This window comes from Amycolatopsis sp. NPDC049691, assembly GCF_040675005.1.
Classification (GTDB): Bacteria; Actinomycetota; Actinomycetes; order Mycobacteriales; family Pseudonocardiaceae; genus Amycolatopsis.
Window position 1 is genome coordinate 146591 of sequence record NZ_JBFANX010000005.1, and the last position, 18975, is coordinate 165565.

Annotated in this window: 18 protein-coding genes; 4 read left to right on the forward strand and 14 right to left on the reverse strand. The window is 72.4% G+C overall.

Annotation, left to right across the window (positions count from 1 at the left end):
* Positions 1 to 90: 90 nt before the first annotated feature.
* Entirely contained in the window at positions 91 to 3327 is a 3237-nt protein-coding gene (locus AB0J40_RS13255; protein ID WP_364451738.1) for a GH92 family glycosyl hydrolase, read from the forward strand.
* Here AB0J40_RS13255 and AB0J40_RS13260 read toward each other — a convergent pair.
* The 5 genes from AB0J40_RS13260 to AB0J40_RS13280 form a co-directional block, all read right to left on the reverse strand.
* Positions 3314 to 4198, reverse strand: coding sequence for an RNA polymerase subunit sigma-70 (locus AB0J40_RS13260; RefSeq protein WP_364451740.1), 885 nt, complete (start codon positions 4196 to 4198; stop codon positions 3314 to 3316). The two genes, AB0J40_RS13255 and AB0J40_RS13260, sit on opposite strands and share 14 nt — an antisense overlap.
* 90 nt (positions 4199 to 4288) lie before the next feature.
* Entirely contained in the window at positions 4289 to 4813 is a 525-nt protein-coding gene (locus AB0J40_RS13265; RefSeq protein ID WP_364451743.1) for a DUF4231 domain-containing protein, read from the reverse strand.
* Positions 4814 to 4841: 28 nt separating this feature from the next.
* On the reverse strand, positions 4842 to 5900 hold the full coding sequence (locus AB0J40_RS13270; protein ID WP_364452554.1) for a glycosyltransferase: 1059 nt from the start codon (positions 5898 to 5900) through the stop codon (positions 4842 to 4844).
* An 87-nt stretch (positions 5901 to 5987) separates the two neighbouring features.
* Positions 5988 to 7469 carry a protein kinase gene (locus tag AB0J40_RS13275; protein ID WP_364451746.1) on the reverse strand — a complete coding sequence of 494 codons (1482 nt, stop codon included), beginning with the start codon at positions 7467 to 7469 and terminating at the stop codon, positions 5988 to 5990.
* A gap of 136 nt (positions 7470 to 7605) precedes the next feature.
* Complete coding sequence (locus tag AB0J40_RS13280) at positions 7606 to 8406, reverse strand: inositol monophosphatase family protein (protein ID WP_364451749.1); 801 nt, start codon at positions 8404 to 8406, stop codon at positions 7606 to 7608.
* Between the two features lie 29 nt (positions 8407 to 8435).
* Between AB0J40_RS13280 and AB0J40_RS13285 the strand changes: the two genes are divergently transcribed.
* The gene (locus AB0J40_RS13285; RefSeq protein ID WP_364451751.1) at positions 8436 to 9134 is read left to right on the forward strand and encodes a creatininase family protein; all 699 of its coding nucleotides are present in this window, start codon (positions 8436 to 8438) and stop codon (positions 9132 to 9134) included.
* Here AB0J40_RS13285 and ribA read toward each other — a convergent pair.
* Genes ribA through AB0J40_RS13315 form a run of 6 tightly spaced genes read right to left on the reverse strand, consistent with a single transcriptional unit; the run spans position 9123 to position 14096 of the window.
* Positions 9123 to 9776: a GTP cyclohydrolase II gene (ribA, locus tag AB0J40_RS13290; RefSeq protein ID WP_364451754.1), complete on the reverse strand. Its 654-nt coding sequence runs from the start codon at positions 9774 to 9776 to the stop codon at positions 9123 to 9125. The genes AB0J40_RS13285 and ribA overlap by 12 nt on opposite strands.
* Complete coding sequence (locus AB0J40_RS13295) at positions 9773 to 10792, reverse strand: lysylphosphatidylglycerol synthase transmembrane domain-containing protein (RefSeq protein WP_364451756.1); 1020 nt, start codon at positions 10790 to 10792, stop codon at positions 9773 to 9775. Before AB0J40_RS13295 ends, ribA begins: the two co-directional genes overlap by 4 nt.
* Entirely contained in the window at positions 10789 to 11643 is an 855-nt protein-coding gene (locus tag AB0J40_RS13300; protein ID WP_364451759.1) for a class I SAM-dependent methyltransferase, read from the reverse strand. Before AB0J40_RS13300 ends, AB0J40_RS13295 begins: the two co-directional genes overlap by 4 nt.
* The gene (locus AB0J40_RS13305) at positions 11640 to 12707 is read right to left on the reverse strand and encodes a glycosyltransferase family 4 protein (protein WP_364451762.1); all 1068 of its coding nucleotides are present in this window, start codon (positions 12705 to 12707) and stop codon (positions 11640 to 11642) included. Before AB0J40_RS13305 ends, AB0J40_RS13300 begins: the two co-directional genes overlap by 4 nt.
* Positions 12704 to 13102: a 6-carboxytetrahydropterin synthase gene (locus AB0J40_RS13310; RefSeq protein ID WP_364451765.1), complete on the reverse strand. Its 399-nt coding sequence runs from the start codon at positions 13100 to 13102 to the stop codon at positions 12704 to 12706. Before AB0J40_RS13310 ends, AB0J40_RS13305 begins: the two co-directional genes overlap by 4 nt.
* A gap of 31 nt (positions 13103 to 13133) precedes the next feature.
* Positions 13134 to 14096 carry a zinc-binding alcohol dehydrogenase gene (locus AB0J40_RS13315; RefSeq protein ID WP_364451768.1) on the reverse strand — a complete coding sequence of 321 codons (963 nt, stop codon included), beginning with the start codon at positions 14094 to 14096 and terminating at the stop codon, positions 13134 to 13136.
* A gap of 78 nt (positions 14097 to 14174) precedes the next feature.
* On the opposite strand from AB0J40_RS13315, the gene AB0J40_RS13320 reads away from it, so the two are divergent.
* Complete coding sequence (locus AB0J40_RS13320) at positions 14175 to 14924, forward strand: CDP-alcohol phosphatidyltransferase family protein (RefSeq protein WP_364451771.1); 750 nt, start codon at positions 14175 to 14177, stop codon at positions 14922 to 14924.
* Here the strand turns inward: AB0J40_RS13320 and AB0J40_RS13325 are convergent.
* From AB0J40_RS13325 to AB0J40_RS13335, 3 genes are read right to left on the reverse strand one after another with little or no spacing between them, the layout of a single operon-like run.
* Positions 14921 to 15877 (reverse strand): ATP-dependent DNA ligase, encoded by a 957-nt coding sequence (locus tag AB0J40_RS13325; protein WP_364451774.1) that lies wholly within the window; start codon positions 15875 to 15877, stop codon positions 14921 to 14923. The genes AB0J40_RS13320 and AB0J40_RS13325 overlap by 4 nt on opposite strands.
* Positions 15878 to 15915: 38 nt before the next feature.
* Positions 15916 to 16713, reverse strand: coding sequence for an oxygenase MpaB family protein (locus tag AB0J40_RS13330; RefSeq protein WP_364451777.1), 798 nt, complete (start codon positions 16711 to 16713; stop codon positions 15916 to 15918).
* Positions 16714 to 16745: 32 nt separating this feature from the next.
* Positions 16746 to 17624: a LysR family transcriptional regulator gene (locus tag AB0J40_RS13335; RefSeq protein WP_364451780.1), complete on the reverse strand. Its 879-nt coding sequence runs from the start codon at positions 17622 to 17624 to the stop codon at positions 16746 to 16748.
* Between the two features lie 70 nt (positions 17625 to 17694).
* On the opposite strand from AB0J40_RS13335, the gene AB0J40_RS13340 reads away from it, so the two are divergent.
* Positions 17695 to 18972 (forward strand): FAD-binding oxidoreductase, encoded by a 1278-nt coding sequence (locus AB0J40_RS13340; RefSeq protein WP_364451783.1) that lies wholly within the window; start codon positions 17695 to 17697, stop codon positions 18970 to 18972.
* Positions 18973 to 18975: the final 3 nt, after the last annotated feature.

The window sequence follows — 18975 nt, forward strand, 5'->3', positions numbered from 1 at the left end:
GCCCATCGAGGTGGAAAGCTGCTGTCCGAACCACGGACCTGGCCAAAGGTCCGCTTCTGACAACGTTGTCATCTTCTGGGAGGTGCGCCCATGTGGTCGCAGAGCAGACGGATGGCCGCCGCGGTGGCCGCGGGAGTGGTGGTCGCCGGGCTGGCGCCCGCCGCCGCGCAGGCCGCGCCCGCGCCGGTGGATCCGGTCGGCCTGGTCAACCCGTTCGTCGGCACGCAGAACTTCGGCAACACGTTCCCCGGCGCGAGCGCGCCCTTCGGCATGGTGCAGGTCAGCCCGGACACCGGTGGTCAGGGCGGCTACGACTACCTGCAGAACGCGATCTACGGCTTCAGCCAGACGCACTTGTCCGGAGTCGGCTGCGGCGTCATGGGCGAGCTGCCGATCATGCCCACAACCGGCGCCGTCGACAACGTTGACAAGAACGCCTACAGGTCGGAGTACAGCCACGACGACGAGCACGCCGAGCCGGGCTACTACCGCGTCGGGCTCAAGAAGTACGGCGTGAACGCGGAGCTGACGGCGACCGCGCGCACCGGCTGGCAGCGCTACACGTTCCCCTCGACCGGGCAGGCGAACGTCCTGTTCAACACCGGCCAGGCCAACCAGTCGGTGAAGGACTCCGAGATCCACGTCGTCGGCGACCGGACCCTCGAAGGGCGGGTCAAGGCCGGCGGCTTCTGCGCCGGCCACGACGAGCACACCGTGTACTTCACGGCGACCTTCGACCGGCCGTTCAGCTCGTTCGGCACCTGGCGCGACTCGACGCGCACCCCCGGCAGCCGCGACGCCGCCGGCACCGGCGGCAACGGAGCGTGGGCCAGCTTCGACGCGACCACCGACCACGACGTCGTGCTCAAGGTGGGCCTGTCCTACACCGGGCTCGACGGCGCGCGGAAGAACCTGGCGGCTGAAACGAAGGACTACGACTTCGATGCGACGCGGGCGGCGCTGCACCAGCAGTGGGTGGACAAGCTGGGCGCGATCAAGATCGGCGGCGGCACGACCGAGCGGCAGACGGCGTTCTACACCGCGCTCTACCACGCGCAGCTGCACCCGAACCTGGCCGGCGACACCGACGGCGCGTACACCGGCTTCGACGGCAAGGTGCACACCGCGAGCGGCTACACGCCGTACCAGAACTTCTCGCTGTGGGACACCTACCGGCCGCAGAACCAGCTGCTCGAAATGCTGGAACCGCAGGTCGCGCGGGACGTCGCGCTGTCGGTCGTCGCCATCGGCCGCGACGGCGGGTGGCTGCCGCGCTGGGCGCTGGCCGAGAGCGAAACCAACATCATGACCGGCGACCCGGTGACGCCGTTCCTCGTCGAGGCGTGGTCGAAGGGCCTGCTCGCGGGACATGAAGAAGAGGCGTACGCGCTGCTCAAGAAGAACGCGACGAGCACGCCGCCCGCCGATTCGCCGTACAACGGCCGCTCCGGCGTCAACTACTACAACGACCGCGGCTACATCCCGAGCGGCCTGGAACTGGGCAAGGACTGCGCGGCCAAGGGCGGCGACAACGACTGCGAGCACCCGGCGTCCGCGACCATGGAGTACTCGGCGGCCGACGCGGCGCTGGCGCTGATGGCCCGCGGCTTGGGGCACAACGCCGACGCGAAGATGTTCGCCGACCGCGGGCAGTGGTACCGCAACCTGTGGGACACGTCGATCCAGCAGTTCCGCCCGCGCACGACCGAAGGCACGTTCCTCACGCCGTACAACCCGGTCGACGCCGACCACCAGTTCCACGAGGGCGGTGCCTACCAATACCAGTGGCTCGTGCCGCAGGACCCGAGCGGGCTGGTCTCGCTGATGGGCGGCAAGAAGTCCACCGAGAAGCGGCTCGACTCCTTCTTCGCCTACGACAACCTGTTGAAGGATCCCGCCGGGACGGCACGCAACGACTGGATCTCCAGCCCGTACGACTACTACGGCAAGGCGACCTACAACCCGAACAACGAGCCCGACCTGCTCGCGCCGTACATGTACCTGTGGGCGGGCGCGCCGGCCAAGACCGCGACCGTCGTCCGCGCGGCGATGACGCTGTTCACCACCGGCCCGGACGGCATGACCGGCAACGACGACCTCGGCACGATGTCGGCCTGGTACGTCTTCTCGTCGCTCGGGCTGTACCCGACGATGAGCGGCGCGAACTTCCTCGCGCTGTCGAGCCCGCAGTTCGAGTCGGCGACCGTCCGGATCGGACAGTACGGCCGGTCGCAGGGCGGCACGCTGACCGTGAACGCGCCGGGCGCTTCCGACGCGAACCGGTACGTCCAGAGCGTTTCGCTCAACGGCCGGAACGTCCGGGAGACCTCGCTGGATTGGTCCGCCGTGGCGCACGGCGGCGTGCTTTCGCACAAGCTGGGTTCGAAGCCGTCTTCGTGGGGCACGGGCTCGGAGCCGCCGTCGGTGAACAACGCCGCCGGTGACCTGCGGCGGCACGTCGACGCGTCGCTGCGGCAGACGTCCGTGGTGATCCCGGCGGGCGCGGCGCAGCAGGTGCACCTCGACCTGGACGTCCTCGCGCAGAACCCGGGCCTGCAGCCGGTGACGGTCTCCGCGACCGCGCCGGCGGGCTGGCAGGTCAAGGTCCAGCCGGCCGACCTGATCTGGTCGGGGCGGCTGCCGGTGCAGAAGACGGTGCCGATCACGGTTTCGGTGCCGGCCGGGACCGCTTTGGGCACGTACCCGGTGCAGGTGAAGGTGTCCGGGCTGGGCGCGAACAGCGTGACCCGGTCGGCGACGGTCGAGGTCCGGACGCCGTCGGCGTGCGTTGCGGGCACGTCGTGCGCGGTGGACCTGGGCCGCGACCTCAACCACGACGGCACGGCGACGGTGGCGGCGTCTTCGGAGGGCAACTTCGACGGCGGCGGCTGGAGCTACGACGCCGCGCTCCTGCCCGCGGCCGGCCCGGTCGTGTGGGACGGCGTCACGTACGCGGCTCCGGACGCTTCGGGGACTTCGCCGAACTTCGTGGAGGCCCGCGGGCAGTCGTTGCTGCTGCCGGCGGGGCAGCACGCGGCGTTGAAGCTGGTCGGGTCGTCGCACAACGGCCCGGTGTCGACGACGCTGACGGCGCACTACACCGACGGCACGAGCGCGGACCTCGCGGTGACGTTCGCCGACTGGGCCGGGTCGGGATCGCCGGTGCTGCTCGACATGCCGCACCGCATCAAGGCGGGCAGCGGCGTCGACGGGCCGCCGGTCCGGCTGTTCGGCATCTCGGCGGCGTTGGACTCCGGCAAGACACTGCAGTCGGTGAGCCTGCCGAACGACCCGCGGGTCGAGATCTACGCGCTCACCCTGGCGTGATGGTCCGGTTCGCCGGGTCCGTCCCGGCGAACCGCTCCACCAGGTCGGGGAAGCCGAACACCGTGATCCGCGCGATGCCGCCCTTGCCGAGGGTCAGGACCGCGACGCCGAACGGCTCGCCGCGGTACCAGGCCGCCGCCGCGGGCTGGCCGTTTGCTCGCGTCGGCGTCATGTGCCACTCGCCCGGGTCGCCCATTACGTGTCGCAAGAATGCGACGCAAGTCGCCTTTCCGGCGAACCACGAGCGGGACGGCACCGGCTCGATCACCGCGTCGTCGCGCAGGATCTGCTCCAGTGCCGCCAGGTCCGAGTTCATGAACGCGCTCATGTAGCGGTTCAGCAGGGACCGCTGCTCCGGCTCGGTCAGCTCGCCGACCTCACCACCCGCGTCGAGGGTCGCGCGGGCCCGTTGGAGCAGGCTCTTCACCGCCGCGACCGAGATGCCGAGCAGCTCCGCGACCTCGGCCGCCGGGAACGCCAGCACCTCGCGCAGGATCAGCACCGCCCGCTGCCTCGGCGGGAGCAACTGCAGCCCGGCGATGAGAGCCAGCCGGACGCTGTCGCGGGCCACGGCGATCTCCGCCGGATCTGTGGACGGCGGCGTGATCAGGGCGTCCGGGATCGGCCGCGGCCACCGGTCACCGGGCTCGGCCGGGACCGGCGGGGCGTCCGGATCGGTGGCGGGCGCACCCAGCCCGGACGGCAGCGGCCGCCGTCCCCGCTGCTCCAGCGCGGTCAGGCAGGCGTTCGTCGCGATCCGGTAGAGCCACGACCGCACGGACGCCCGGCCCTCGAAGCGGTCGTAGGCCCGGAAGGCGCGCAGGTAGGTCTCCTGCACGACGTCCTCGGCCTCCTCCGGCGTGCCGAGCATGCGGTAGCAGTGGCCAGCAGTTCCCGCCGGTAGGGCTCGAAATCCACGGTCACACTCTTGCCGACCGGCGCGGAGGAGGAAAGGAATCGGTCAGGCCCGGATCTCGGGCGACTGCGGTGGCCGGTCCAGCCGGCGGAACTCGACCCACTGGCGGCTGGCGTCGGCCCACGTCACCTGGTGGCGGTCGAAGAACTCCTGCAGGCGGTCGCGGCTGAGCTCGGCGGTCGGCGTGCCGACGAGGTAGTAGTCCATCTCGTCGCGGATCCGGTTGAGGTTGTAGCGGGTCTCCTCCATCAGCACCCAGCGCGACCGCCAGTTGAAGAAGGTTTCGAGCCCGCCGAGCACGGTCACCAGCGCGACCATCGGCAGCGCGATCGACGCCCGGCCCGGGATCTCCTGGATGCCGAGCACCACGGTCGAGGCCGCGGTGAGCAGCAGCGCGCTCACCCGCACGACGGACGCGCGCCGGCGGAAGCGGCGTTTGCGGCTGTCGGCCCAGTCCATGTCGGCCGAGACCAGGTCGCGGAACCCCAGGAGCTGGTCGCGCAACGGGCGGTCCGGGTCCCGCCCGGCGACTTCGAGGAACCCGCGTTCGGAATCGAGGGGTGACGCCATCGGGTCAGGCTAGGACCCGCGGCAAGCGTCAGGCGACGATGCGCGGCTCGGACGCCAGCCTCGACAGCGCCTCCGTCAACCGCCGCGCGGCGACGTCCCACTCCTCCAGCGCACTCCCCCGGCCCAAGGCCGCCGTTCGGAGTGAGCGTCTCAGCTCCGGGTCCGCGTACCAGCGGTGCAGCGCGTCCGCCAGTGCGTACGGGTCGTTCGGCTCCACCAGTACCCCCGGCATCTCGCCGTCCGCGTCGACGCCCAGCGCGTCGTACACCCCGCCGACCTCGGTGGCCAGTACCGGGATGCCGCGGGCCAGTGCCTGTGCGACGAACATGCCCGACGTCGCCGCGCGGGCCGGGATCACCAGCAGGTCCGCCGCGTTGTACGCCTCGCCGAGGTCCACCGCGTCGCCGGCCAGGGTGATGCGGCCGCCGAGGCCGAGGCGCTCGATCGACCAGCCCAGCTCGTCGACGTACCCCCGGTCCGCCTCGAGCGAGCCGGCCATGACGCAGGACAGCGCCAGGTGGTCGACCTCGCCCAGAGCCTGGACCAGCAGGTCCTGGCCGTTGCGGCGGGTGACGTCACCGACGCACAGCAGCCGGGAAACGCCGTCGGCGCCCGCGGCGAGCGGGGCCGCGTCGGTGCCGGGCTTGGCCACGTAGACGCGGCCCGGGTCGAGGTCGTGGCGGTCGATCAGCAACCGGGCCAGCCACGGGCTGGTCGCGACGACCATCCCGGCCATCCGCAGCGTCTCGCGCTCGCACGCGTCCAGCTCCGCCGCGTGCGCCGGGTCCAGACCGGGCTCGTCGGCGAGGGCCTGGTGCACCAGCACGGCCAGCCGCAGCCGGCGCGCGTGCGGCACGACGATCTCGGGCACGCCCGAGGCGATCACGCCGTCGAGCAGCACGACCGTCCGGTCCGGCAACGCGGCCAGGGACCGGGCCAGGCGACGGCGGGCCGTCGCGTCCGGCTCCGGCCAGTCGCCGGCGATCGGCAGCTCCAGCACCGGCTGGCCGACGGCGGGCAGGTTCTGGCACATGCGCTTGTCGTACGTGTCGCTCGACGGCGGCGCGGCCGGGAGGATGAACACCATCGGGTCGGCAGGCCTCATCGCGCAACCTCCAGCGTGGATCGACGGCGGGACGGCTCACCCGTCACACGCGGCCGAGAGCTGAACGGTTCAGCTCTGCGCGTCGATCATCCAAGTCCCGTTCACCTGGACCATGGTGAAGGTGTCGTTCTCGGCCTGGCCGCCGTTGTAGAGGACCCGCGCGGTGACGCGGTTCGGCCCGGCTTCCTTCACGTTGGTCACCTCCACCGACTTGAACTGCCCCCACCAGCTCGTGTACCGCTCGTACGTCTGGTGCCGCGAGGCCTTGAAGTTGTCCGTCAGCAGCTTCCACGCCGCCGCCGGGTTCCCGGGCAGCAGCTTGTAGTAGGCCTCGAGCGCCTGGGCGGCCGTCGTCGTCGACGACACCGGCGAGACCGGCGTCGAGGTGGGCGGCGGCGTCGTCGCGGGAGTCGAGCTGGGCGGCGCCGAAGGTGACGCCGACGTCGACGGTGTCACGGACGCCGGCGACGACGTCTCCGGCGCGGCCGGCGGGGCGGCGTTGTCCGCCGGCGGCTTCTGGCGCACGACCAGCAGGATCGCGACGACGACCGCGACGCACAGCAGCGCCGCGCCCGCCCCGACGGCGATCAGGCCCTTGCGGGCGCCCGGTGTCACCGCGGCGACCTCGCCGGACGGCGGTACGGCGACCGTGGCGGGCACGGTCGCCACCGCGGACACCGGGGCGGCCTCCGTCTCCGGGATCGTCTCCGCGAGCACCGACTCCCCGGGCTGCGCGTCCGGCAGCAGCGCCCGCAGCTCGCGCTCGACCTCGTCCATCGACGGCCGCTCGGCCGGCTCGGTCGCGAGCATCCGCAGCAGCAGCGGGGTCAGCCTGCCCGTCTTCTCCGGCGGCTCGATCTCCCCGCTGGACGCCTTGTAGAGCAACGCGATCGGGTTGTCCGCCGTGCCGTACGGCGACTTCCCCTCGACCGAGGCGTAGAGCGTGGCGCCGAGCGAGAAGACGTCGGCGGCGAAGCTCGCGTCCTCGCCGCGGGCCACTTCGGGCGCGAGGTACGCGGGCGTGCCGGCGATCTCGCCGGTAGCCGTCAGCTTGACGTCACCGATCGCGCGGGAGATGCCGAAGTCGGTGATCTTCGCCGTGCCGTCCTCGGACACCAGGATGTTGGCCGGCTTCACGTCGCGGTGCACGATCCCGGCGCGGTGCGCGCCGGCCAGCGCCGAACTGATCTGCGCGCCGACGCGGACGGCGTCGTCCACCGAAGCCGGCTCCTCGCCGACGACGACGGCGAAACTCTTGGACGGCAGGTATTCCATGATCAACCACGGCCGGTCCTCCTCTTCGAGGACGGCGAAGACGGTGATCGCGTGGGAATGCTGGAGCCGGGCGGCGATCCGCGCCTCGCGCATCGCGCGGTTCTTCGCCTCTTCGGTGCGGGTCTCGTCGTGGTCGTGCGGGAGCAGGAGTTCCTTGATCGCCACGGTGCGGTCGAGCATTTCGTCCTGGGCGCGCCACACCGTGCCCATCGCGCCGCCGCCGATCGGCTCCAGCAGCCGGTACCGATCGCGGATCCGGCGACTTTCCACGAGCATCCACCATTCTCAAAGTGCCGACGAGATCCGGCCAGCATGCCAGGATCGTCCGCCGGCCGGTACCAACGTAGCCGAAAACCTTGGACGGACAGCGCAATCGAGCGCTGTGGCGCTGCCCACCGTGTACCCGCAAATCCTAACGAACAACCCCGTACGCCCGATCAAGTGCGTCCACGATCTCCTTGCGCAGCCCCGCGGCGACCGCGATCGTCGACGACGAACCGACCGTGTGCTCGCTGCCGTCGCGGTCCACGACGGCCCCGCCTGCCTCACGCACGAGCAGCACGCCGGCCATGGTGTCCCACGGGTTGTTGGACAGGATCAGTGCGGCGTCGAGCTTTCCGTCCGCCACCCAGGCGAGGTCGATGGCCGCGGTGCCGAGCATCCGGATCTTCTGCGCCCGCGCGCCGAGGTCCGACAGCAGCCGCAAGCGGGCCGCGTTCTTCTCTTCCGCCAGCCGGCCGATCGCGAAGTCGCCGACGGCGATCATGGCGTCCGAAACTTCCGTCGCGACGGACGCGCCGACGCGCTCTCCGTTCGCGAAAGCACCTTCGCCGCGCGCGGCGGTGTAGGTGACGCCCAAGTAGGGCAGGGCGATCGCGGCGACCGTGCTGTGTTCGCCGTCCACCAGGGCCAGGGAAATCCCGCAGAGCGGAATTCCGCGCGCGAAGTTCGCGGTGCCGTCGATCGGGTCGAGCGCCCACCAGCGGCCGCCGCCGTCGCCGGTGCGGCCGCGCTCCTCGCCGAGAACGCCGATCTCCGGCGTCTCCGCGGTGAGGAACTCCCGCAGCGCGTCCTCGACCGCCGTGTCGACGTCGGTCACCAGGTCGCGATCACCCTTCGCGGAAACGGAAAAGCTCGGGCGCGACCGGACGATCGCGGTCGCCTTCGCCACGGCTTCGCGCGCGACGTCGAGTAGTGCGGCATGCTCGCTCATGACTCCAACCTAAGTGAAGGGACGTGCTCATGACCGACCTCTTCCCGCTCGCGACCACCGTCGAGGAGCAGGCCCGCGGGGCGTCGGTCGCGGTGCTGCCGGTCGGCAGCTTCGAGCAGCACGGCGCGCACCTCCCCCTGGCGACCGACACGGTCATCGCGGCGACGCTCGCGAAGGCCGTCGCCGAGGCGTACCCCGTGCTCCACCTGCCGCCGGTCACGATCTCGTGCTCGCACGAACACGCGGGGTGGGCCGGCACGGTGAGCATTTCGGCCCGCACGCTGCACGCCGTCGTCACCGACGTCGCCGCGTCGCTGAAGGCCTCCGGGGTCGGCAGGCTCGTGCTGGTCAACGGGCACGGCGGCAACTACGTACTGTCCAATGTGGTCCAGGAGGCCGGCGGGGCGATGGCGCTGTTCCCCGGCGTCGCGGACTGGCAGGCCGCGCACACCGCGGCCAGCCTGCGGACGTCGCTGGACGACGACATGCACGCCGGCGAGCTGGAGACGTCGATCCTGCTGCACGCGCACCCGCACCTGGTACGGCCCGGCCACGAGGACGCCGACCACGTCACCGACCGGGAGCACCTGCTGACGCTGGGCCTGCGGGCGTACACCGAGTCGGGGGTGGTCGGCCGCCCGTCGCTGGCGACCGCGGCGAAGGGGCACGTCCTGCTCGACACGCTGGTCCAGCGCTTCGCCGGCGTGCTCGAGGTGTTAGGCGCCTGAGAAGACCTGGTCCAGGTGCGGGAGCAGGTGGGCCATCCGCTCGGCCTTCGTCCGCAGGTACCGCAGGTTCTCCGGGTTCGGCGGAACCAGCAGCGGCACCTGCTCGCTGATCCGGATTCCGTAGCGGGTGAGCTGCTCGACCTTCTGCGGGTTGTTCGACAGCAGCCGCACCGAGCGGATGCCGAGGTCGGTCAGGATGCCCGCCGCCGCGTGGTAGTCGCGGGCGTCGACCGGGAGGCCCTGCGCCACGTTCGCGTCGACCGTGTCGAGGCCCTCGTCCTGCTGCAGCCGCATCGCCTCGAGCTTCGCGAGCAGGCCGATGCCGCGGCCCTCGTGGCCCTGGACGTACACCAGCACGCCCGAGCCCTCCTCGACGATCCGGTCCAGCGCCGCCGCCAGCTGGTCGCCGCATTCGCAGTGCGTCGAGCCGAAGACGTCGCCGGTCAGGCACTCGCTGTGCACCCGGGTCAGCGCGCCGAGCGGCGAGATCTCGCCGTACACCAGCGCGACCTGCTCGGTGCCGGTGCGATCCAGGTAGCCGACCGCGCGGAACGTCCCGTGCCGGGTCGGCAGCCGGGTCTCGACGACCCGCTCGACCACGGCCCGGTGCGGCAGGTCCCCGACGATTTCGCTTGCGGTCATGTTTGCAACCCCACTTCCGTTTCGATCCCGGCGACGGCCACCGTGCGCGGAGCGGGCACGACACCGGTGTGCGGAGCGCGGGTCACGCGGAACCCGGCGACGCTCCGGACGAGCAGGACGCCGGCGCCGGGCAGGCTCGCGACCAGCGTGAGCACCCCGTAGACGACGGCGACGGTGACACCTTGGGCGGCTCCCAGACCGGCCGCGCCGAAGAGCAGGGCGCAGACGCCCTCGCGCGGGCCGAAGCCGCCGACGTTGAGCGGGAGGCCCATCGCGAGCAGCGCGAGGACCATCAGGGGCACGAGCTGCCACACCGGCGCTTCGACCCCGGCGACGCGGGCGGCGACGACGAACAGCGCCAGGTGCCCGGCCAGCGTCGCGGCCGACAGGAAGCCCACGCCGGGCCAGGTCTCGCGGGTGAACAGGCCGAGCCGCAGGTCGGCGAGGGTGACGGCGAAGCCGCGGCGGACCTTCGACTCGCTGTGGATCCAGCGTCCGCCGAAAAGCCGGCCGGCGACGACCGCGGCGACGGCGGCGAGCACGACGACCACCCCGGTGACCGTCACGACCTCGCGGAACGCGCCGGGCACGACGTCCGGGGCGAAGAGCACGACTCCCACCGCGGACGCGATCAGCACGAGCTGGCCCGCGGTGCGCTCGAGCACGACGGCGCGCACGCCGCGCGGCACGTCACCCGAGTCGCGGCCGTGCTGCACCGCGCGGTGGACGTCGCCGAGGACGCCCGCGGGCAGCACGCCGTTGAGGAACAGCGCGCGGTAGTAGTCGGCGACCGCGGTGCGCAGTGAAAGCCGCAGGCCGAGCCGGGTGGCGACGATCTGCCAGCGGCCCGCGCTGAACAGCGTCGTCGCGAAGCCGATGACCAGCGCGGCGAGCACGCCGGGCGTGCTGATCCGGCCGAGCCCGTCGAGGAACGCGGCGCTGCCGAGCTGCCAGACGAGGACGCCGAGGATGGCGAAGGCGCCGAGGATCCGCAGCCAGGCCAGCGCGCGCTTCACGCCGCCACCTCCCGGCTCGGCGGCAGGACCAGCAGGTCGCCGTGGCCGATGACCGCGCGCAGCTCGCCGGCCTCGGCCATCTCCAGCCGGCGCTGGAGGTAGACGTCGGCGACCGGCCGCAGCTCCGGCAGCTGCTCGACGGCGGCACCGACCCAGCCTTCGAGCCACTGCCGCTGCAGTTCCGCCTGGTCCGGGCCCAGCCGCCAGGCGCTGTCCGCGCGCAGCACCGTGGCGCCGAGCCGGCCGAACGCCGTCGCGGCGACGTCCACCGCGTTCGGGCCGAGCAGCCGGCGGCCGCCGGTGATCCGGCGCTGGTGGGCGTTGAACGCGGCGGCGATCGCGGGGTCCAGCGGGTCGGCGGGCGAAAGCTCCACCCGGCCGGTCACCGAGAGCATCAGCAGCGCCGCGCAGCCGGCCTCGACGACCGCCCTGGCCAGGGCCGTGACCTCGTCCCTGGTCAGCAGGTCGAGCAGGGCGGACGCGGTGACCAGCGACGTCCCGGCGAGGTCGGCGGCCCGCAGCGCGGTCACGTCGCACTGCTCGGCGACGACGTCGACGGGGCTGCCGTCCAGGGTCACACCCGGCAGGGCGGCGCGGGCGTGGTCGAGCAGCGCCGTGTCGCGGTCGTGGAGGATCCAGTGCTGCGTGCCGGGCAGCCGCGCGGCCAGCCAGCGGCCGAGCGAGCCGGTGCCGCAGCCGAGGTCGCGGACGGTGAAGTCCGCGGGCAGAAACTCGCGCAGGGGCTCGAGGAGCTGACCCGCGCGAGCCGCGGCGTCGGCCGGTTCCCGCAGGTACAGCCACTCGGGGGCGAAGCCGGCAGTGCTGACTGATTCGCTCGCGAGCTCACTCATGCCGCCGCCTCCTGCCGCTGCAGGACGTCGGCGATCCGGCGGGCGGTGTCGTCCCAGCCGGTGAGGGTCTCGCGGCGCAGCCTCGCCGAAGCGCGCAGCCGCGCCCGCAGGTCGGGCTCGGTGAGCCAGCGGCGCAGGGCGGCGCCGAGCGCCTCGACGTCGTCGCCGGGCACGAGCATCCCGGGCACCGAGCCGTCCGGCGCGACGCCGACGGTGTCGGGCAGGGCGTCGACGTCGGTGGTCAGCACCGGCACGCCGCGGGCGAGGGCCTCGGTGACGACCATGCCGAAGGTCTCGGCGCGCGAAGGCAGCACGAGCAGGTCGGCGGTGTGGTAGGTCGCGGCCAGCGCCGCGCCCGTGCGGGGGCCGGTGAGGGTGAAGCGGGCGCCGAGCCGGTGCTCGCGCAGCCGCTCGACGTACTTCGTCTCCCGGCGGATCCCGCCGACGCACTCGCAGGTCCAGCGCAGGTCGGCGACGGTTTCGAGAGCCTGGGCGAGCACACCCTGGCCCTTGCGCGGGGTCACGTTCGCGACGCAGACCAGCCGGGACATGCCGTCCGTGCCGACGGCGAGGGGGGCGGCGTCGACGCCCGGCGGCACGGCGTGCACGCGGTGCGGGGCGAGGCCGTGGTGCTCGACCAGCCGGCGCGCGGCCCACTCGCTGGTCGCGATGACCGAGCTCGCGGCCTGCAGCGTGTCGCGCTCGAGGGCGTCGAGCTCGGCGGCGAGCGCGGGCGGCAGGCCGGTCTCGTCGGCCAGCGGCAGGTGCACCAGCACCGACAGCGAGAGCCGGCGCGCCTGCGGGACGATCACCTCGGGCACACCGCAGGCGACCAGGCCGTCCAGCAGGACCGCGGCCCCGGTGGGCAGCGCGGACAGCAGGTGGCCGAGGACCGCGCGGGCCTCGGTGTCCGGCCGCGGCCAGGAGCCGGAGACGGCGATCTCGTGGACGTCGAAGCCGGCCTCGACGAGCCGGTCGCACAGCCGCCGGTCGTAGGTGTTGCCGCCACTCGGGACGGACCCGTCGTCGACGTCCCCCGGGAGGACCACGTACAGCGCGTTCACAGCGCACGCTCGTAACTTGCCCAGGCGACGTGCGACTCCTTCAGGGAGACGGCGATGCCTTCGAGGCCGCGCGCGCCTTCGCCGAGGCGTCCGGCGTGGACGGCGTCGGCGAGGCGGTCGGCGATGACCTTCGCGAGGAACTCGGTGGAGGTGTTGATGCCCTTGAACACCGGCTCGTCGTCGAGGTTGCGGTAGTTCAGGTCGCTCAGCACCGCCCCGAGCTCTTCCGTGGCCTTGCCGATGTCGACGACGATGTTGTCCTCGTCGAGCTCGGCGCGGCGGAAGGTCGCATCCACCACGAAGGTCGCGCCGTGCAGGCGTTGCGCGGGACCGAAGACTTCCCCGCGGAAGCTGTGGGCGACCATCATGTGGTCACGGACGGTGATGCTGAACACCAAGACCTCCGATGCGTTCGGGTGGACGTGGTCACTGCGGCTGATACATGACACGGAGGCACAGGGCGGAAAGTTCATTCGCGGCCAACCGGGGTAACACGGTTGGAAGATCTTCAAACATGCACTCTTCACTGACCAGTGCTTCGAACGCCGGATCGGCCAGCAGCTCGAGGGCGAGGCCGAGCCGCTGGGCGTAGTCGCGGTCGGGACGGGCGACCGTCCCGACCTGGCTGCTGCGGATGGTCAGCCGCCGCGAGTGGAAGTTCTCCCCGAGCGGCACGCTCACCCGGCGGTCGCCGTACCAGGACATTTCGACCACCTCCCCTTCCGGGGCGAGCAGCTCCAGCGCCTTGGCCAGTCCGGCCTCCGACGCGCTGGCGTGCACGACCAGGTCGCAGTCGCCGCGTGCGTCTGCGGGCGTCGAGAAGTCCACGCCGAGTGCCCGGGCGATCTCCTCGCGTGCGGGGTCGACGTCGATCAGCTGCACGCGAGTGGCCGGGAAGCCCTGGAGCAGCTTCGCGACACTGCAGCCGACCATCCCGGCGCCGATGACGGCGATCCGGTCGCCGAGCTTCGGCTTCGCGTCCCAGACGGCGTTGACCGCGGTCTCGACGGTGCCGGCGAGGATCGCGCGGCCGGGCGGGACGGCGTCCGGCACGAGTGTCACGGCGCTCGCCGGGACGACGTACGCGGTCTGGTGCGGGTAGAGGCAGAAGACGGTCTTGCCCGTGAGCTCGGCCGGGCCCGCCTCGACGACGCCGACGTTGAGGTAGCCGTACTTGACCGGGCCGGGGAACTCGCCCTCCTGGAACGGCGCGCGCATGACGTCGTGCTGGCTCGCCGGGACCCCGCCGCGGAAGACGAGGGTTTCGGTGCCGCGGCTGACGCCGGAACAGAGCGTCCGGACGAGGACTTCGCCCGCTCCCGGCGTCGGCAGGGCCACCGGGCGGAGCACGCCTTCACCCGGCCGTTGAACCCAGAAAGCCTGTTCCACGTGTTCTCCTTCGCAGGCGACCGGAGGCTGGTGTCGCCGCCACCTTATGAGCAGCCGTGCCGATTCGCGGAGTGAAAGATGATCAAGAACGGACTTCTCCTACGCTCGGCGGTCCCGGTGTGGGCGCTCGCCGCAGGGGCCGGTTTCCTTTCCCCGCTCGCCTGGGCGACCGGGGCCGCGTACGGCGTCGCGCTGGTGCTGCTGACGGCCTGGGGGCTGAAGCAGAGCGGCCGGGGCAAGTTCGGCCCGGCGGACTGGATCACGTTCGCCAGGGCGGTCCTGGTGGGCTGCGCGGCCGAGCTGATCGCCGACGGCGGCAGGCCGCTGTGGTGGCTGGTCGGCCTGGTGGCGGTGGCACTGGCGATGGACGGCTTCGACGGCCAGGTCGCCCGCCGCACGGGCACGGCCTCGGAGTTCGGCGCGCGGTTCGACATGGAGGTCGACGCGTTCCTGATCCTGCTGCTGTGCGTCCAGGTGTCCCGTTCGCTGGGTTTGTGGGTGCTGGCGATCGGCCTGATGCGGTACGCGTTCGTCGCGGCTTCCTGGGCGCTGCCGTGGCTGACCGCGCCGCTGTACCCGAGCATGGCCCGCAAGACGGTCGCCGCGGTGCAGGGGGTCGTGCTGCTGGTGGCGGTGTCCGGCCTGCTTCCGTGGGCGGTCGCGTTCGCGGTGGTGGTGGCGGCGCTGGCGGCGCTGGTGTGGTCGTTCGGCCGGGACACGGTCTGGCTGGCCCGCCGCCGGGTCGCCGAGCGGCGGCCGGTCGCCGTCGTCCAGTTGCCGCGACGCCTCCACGGCCCGGCCTGGCGCGGCCACAACCAGGCGGCTTAACCCGATTCGCGGGCGGCCCGGGCGCGGCGTTTGCCCTCGTGCATCGCCACCACCCGGGCGATCGGGATCGTGTGGCCCTCCGCGACCAGGTCTTCCGGCAGCACGAACGGCTCCGGCATCTCCGCCGTCCACGCGTCCACGCCGTCGCCGAGCAACCCCGCGGCCGTGTGGACCGTGAAGTCCGCGGGCTTGACGCTGTCGAGGTCGGCCCACGGCACCGGGAACGACACGGGCGCGCCCGGCCGGTGGCGCGGGCTGTAGACCGAGACCACCGTCGCGCCGCCCGCGCGCGTCGAATCCAGGAACACCTTGCCCTCGCGGCGGTCCTTGACGAACTCCGTCGTCCCCAGCGCCGGGTCGATGCGCTCGGCGCGGGCGGCGACCGCCCGCGTCGCCGCCGCGATGTCCTCGATCGCCTGCCCGGGCGCCAGTGGCACGAAGACGTGCACGCCCTTGGACCCGCTCGTCTTGACCGCGCCGTCGAGACCGTCGTTGCGCAACGCTTCCCGCACCAGCTTCGCGGCGCCGATCGCCAGCGAGAACGGTCCGTCCTCGGGCGGGTCGAGGTCGAGGATCAGGTGCGTCGGGCCGTTGCCCGGCTCGCCGCGGTAAAGCGACGTGTGGAACTCGATCGCCCGCTGGTTGCCGAACCAGATCAGCGTGCGGAGGTCGTTGCACAGCGCGTAGTGGACGTCCCGTTTGGACGTCTCGGCCCAGACGCTGACCCGCGCCACCCAGTCCGGTGTGTACTTCGGCAGGTTCTTCTGCATGAAGGGGCCCTGCCCGCGCAGCACCCGCAGGACCGTCAGCAGCCGGTCGCGCAGTTCGGGCAGCATCCGGTCGGAGACGGCTTCGAGGTAGTCGAGCCACTCCCGCTTGGTCACCCCCGCACCGGGGAAGACCTCCTGGTCGAGACTGCTCAGCTTGACGCCGTGGCGAACCTCATCGCTCATCGACCCACCCTCGCGTCCCCGTGCGAAGCGGTCAACTCTCAAACAAGCGGACGTCCGGTCCGCAGCCGGCGACGCAGGTCCCACAGGCAGAGGTTGTATGGGAACCGCCGCAGCGGGCCGGGCAGCATGCGCGTCACCCGGCCGACCGCGGCGAGGAACGCCTCGAACCGGCGCTGGTCGGCGGCCGTCCAGGGCAGCCGCATCTCGTCGCGGAAGTGCTGCGGGAGGAACCCGGTGGTGACGAAGCGGCTGAACCGCCGGCCGAGCGCGGCCGCCGGCCACGGCAGGAACCGCAGGTCGACGAGGTCGGTGAGGTACCGGCGGACGGTGTCGTCGATGGCGGTCGCGGCGACCCCGGCGGTCCAGTACTCCTCGAAGGCGGCGCGGTCGGCGGGCCACATCTCCCGGCGGACCTGCAGCGTGGTCCCGAGCCGGGCGGCGTCGGAGTAGAACGCGGCCGGTTCCCCGCCGACGAAGGCCAGGTAGACGTCTTCGAAGCCCTTGTACAGGCAGGCCGCGACCCACAGCTGGAGGTCGGTGTCGAAGGCGTTGTAGGCGACGGGGCTTTCGGCGCCCGACCGCACCTGGGCGTGGACCGCGTTGACGCCGCGGCGGTAGGCGGCGCGTTCGGCGTCGGTGCCCATCGAGGCGACCGCGAGGTAGGTCAGCGTGGTCCGCGTCCGCTTGAGCGGGTGCCGGAAGAGGTTCCCGCTGTCGACCTTGCTTTCGAGCACGCCGTACCCGACGGGCGCGCGGGCCAGCTGCATGATCACGTTGGCGGTGCCGGCCAGCAGCCCCGCCCCGACGACAGCGTCCTCGAGCGCGGTATCGGTCACGCCCTTCAGGGAACGACACTGTTGACGAGGTGTCAAGAGCGGTAGCTGCTCCGGGCGAACGCGATCAACGCCCGGGCCGCCGGACTCAGCGGACCGTCGGTCCGCCAGGCCAACGCGAGCACGCCCCGCAGCCCGGGCCCGGTGATCGTGACGACCCGCAGCTCGCCTTCGTGGTAGCGGCCCAGCGACTCCGGCACCACCGCCACCCCCAGATCCCGCATCGCCAGCTGGACCAGGACGTTCGGGTCGGCCGCCTCGAACGCGATCCGCGGGGTCAGTCCCTCCCGCACGAACGCCGCGTCCAACGCCGTGCGCAGGCCCGTGCCCTTCGGCAACGCCATCAACGGCAGCCCGGCCAGGTCCGCGATCGTCACCTCGGCCCGGCCGGCCAGCAGGCCCGACGTCACCGCCACGAACGGCTCGTCGATCAGGACCTGCGTCGCGATGCCCGGCGGCGGGTCCGTCGCCAGCCCGACCACCGCCAGGTCGAGCCGGCCTTCGCGCAGGGCCGCCAGCATCGCGTCCGAGTTCGCCTCGGCGAGCGTGATCTCCACCGCCGGGTAGCGCTCATGGAAGCGGGCCAGCAGGTCCGGCAGGCGAACCGGCCCCGCCGACGTCACCGCGCCGATCGCGACCTGGCCGCGGACCAGCCCGGCCAGTTCGTCGACGGCTTCGCGGACCCCCTGCACCGCCGCCAGCGCGGCCCGGGCGTGCGGCAGCGCGGCGGCACCCACGTCGGTGAGCCGGACCGTGCGGCCCGAACGGTCCAGCAGCTCCTGCCCCAGCTCGCGCTCGAGCCGCTTGACCTGCGCGCTCACCCCGGGCTGGGCGACGTGCAGCCGCTCGGCCGCGCGCGTGAAACTGCCTTCCTCCGCGACGGCGACGAAGTACGCGAGCTGGTGCAGTTCCATAAGCACTGATTCTAAGCATCAGAAAATCTAGATCTTGGACTTCTGGCCGGGACCGCTCGAAGCTGGAGACATGCAGACATTCCGACCCGGCCAAGACGGCTACTCCGAAGAAATCGCCGGCTTCCAGACGTCCGTCCCCACGCGGCCCGCGGTGGTCGCCGCCGCCGAGAGCGCGGACGACGTCGCCGCCGCCGTCAAGTACGCCGCCGAACACGAACTGGCCGTCGCCGTCCAGGCGACCGGGCACGGCCTGACCGCAGGCACCGACGGCCTGCTCATCAGCACGCGCCGGATGACCGGCGTCGAGATCGACGCCGCCGCGAAGACCGCGCGAGTCGAAGCCGGCGTCCGCTGGGGCGCGGTGATCGAGGCCGCCGCGAAGCACGGGCTGGCTCCCCTGAGCGGCTCGTCTCCCGACGTCGGCGTCGTCGGCTACACGCTCAGCGGCGGCTTCGGGCTGATGGCCCGGCGCTACGGCCGCGCGGCCGACCACGTCCGCGCGATCGACGTCGTCACCCCCGACGGCGAACCCCGCACGGTGACGCCGGGAGACGATCTCTTCTGGGCCCTGCTCGGCGGCCGCGCCGGCTTCGGCGTCGTGACGGCGCTGGAGTTCGGCCTCGTCGAGGTGACCGAGCTGTACGGCGGCGGGCTGTACTTCGACACCGCCGACCTGCCCGCGGTGCTGCGCGCGTGGCGGACATGGGCAGTGACCGCGCCCGACGAGCTGACGACGTCGATCGCGGTGGTCCCGCTGCCCGACCTGCCGTTCCTGCCCGCGCCGATCCGCGGCAAGCACGTGGGATGCGTCCGGATCGCCTACCTCGGCGAGGACGGCGACCAGCTCGTCGAGCCGCTGCGGACGGCGGCGCCGGTGCTGCTGGACACGCTGAAGCGGTTGCCGTACACCGATTCCGGGTCGATCGCGAGCGACCCGCCGCACCCGCACCCGTACCACGGGACGAACGCGACGGTGGAGGTGCTGAACGACGCGATGCTGGCGGCGATCGTCGACCACGCGGGCCCGGGCGCGCCGGTGGAGACGGTGCTGATCATCGACCGGCTGGGCGGCGAGCTGGCCCGGCGGGAAACCGACGGCGTCGGCTGGGACTCGGCGGCGGAGTTCGTGGTGCGGGCGCTGTCGGTCGTCGAGGACGACGTCGACACGGTCCGCCGCGCGCACGCGAAGCTGTTCGACGCGCTGGCGCCGTGGTCGACCGGCCGACTGCTGCCGTTCCTCTACGGCGCGCACCCGGCCGGGGACCTGGCCGCGGCCTTCCCGGCCGGCGACCGCGCCCGGCTGGAGCGACTCAAGGCGAAGTACGACCCGGCCGGGCGGTTCGGCTGAGCG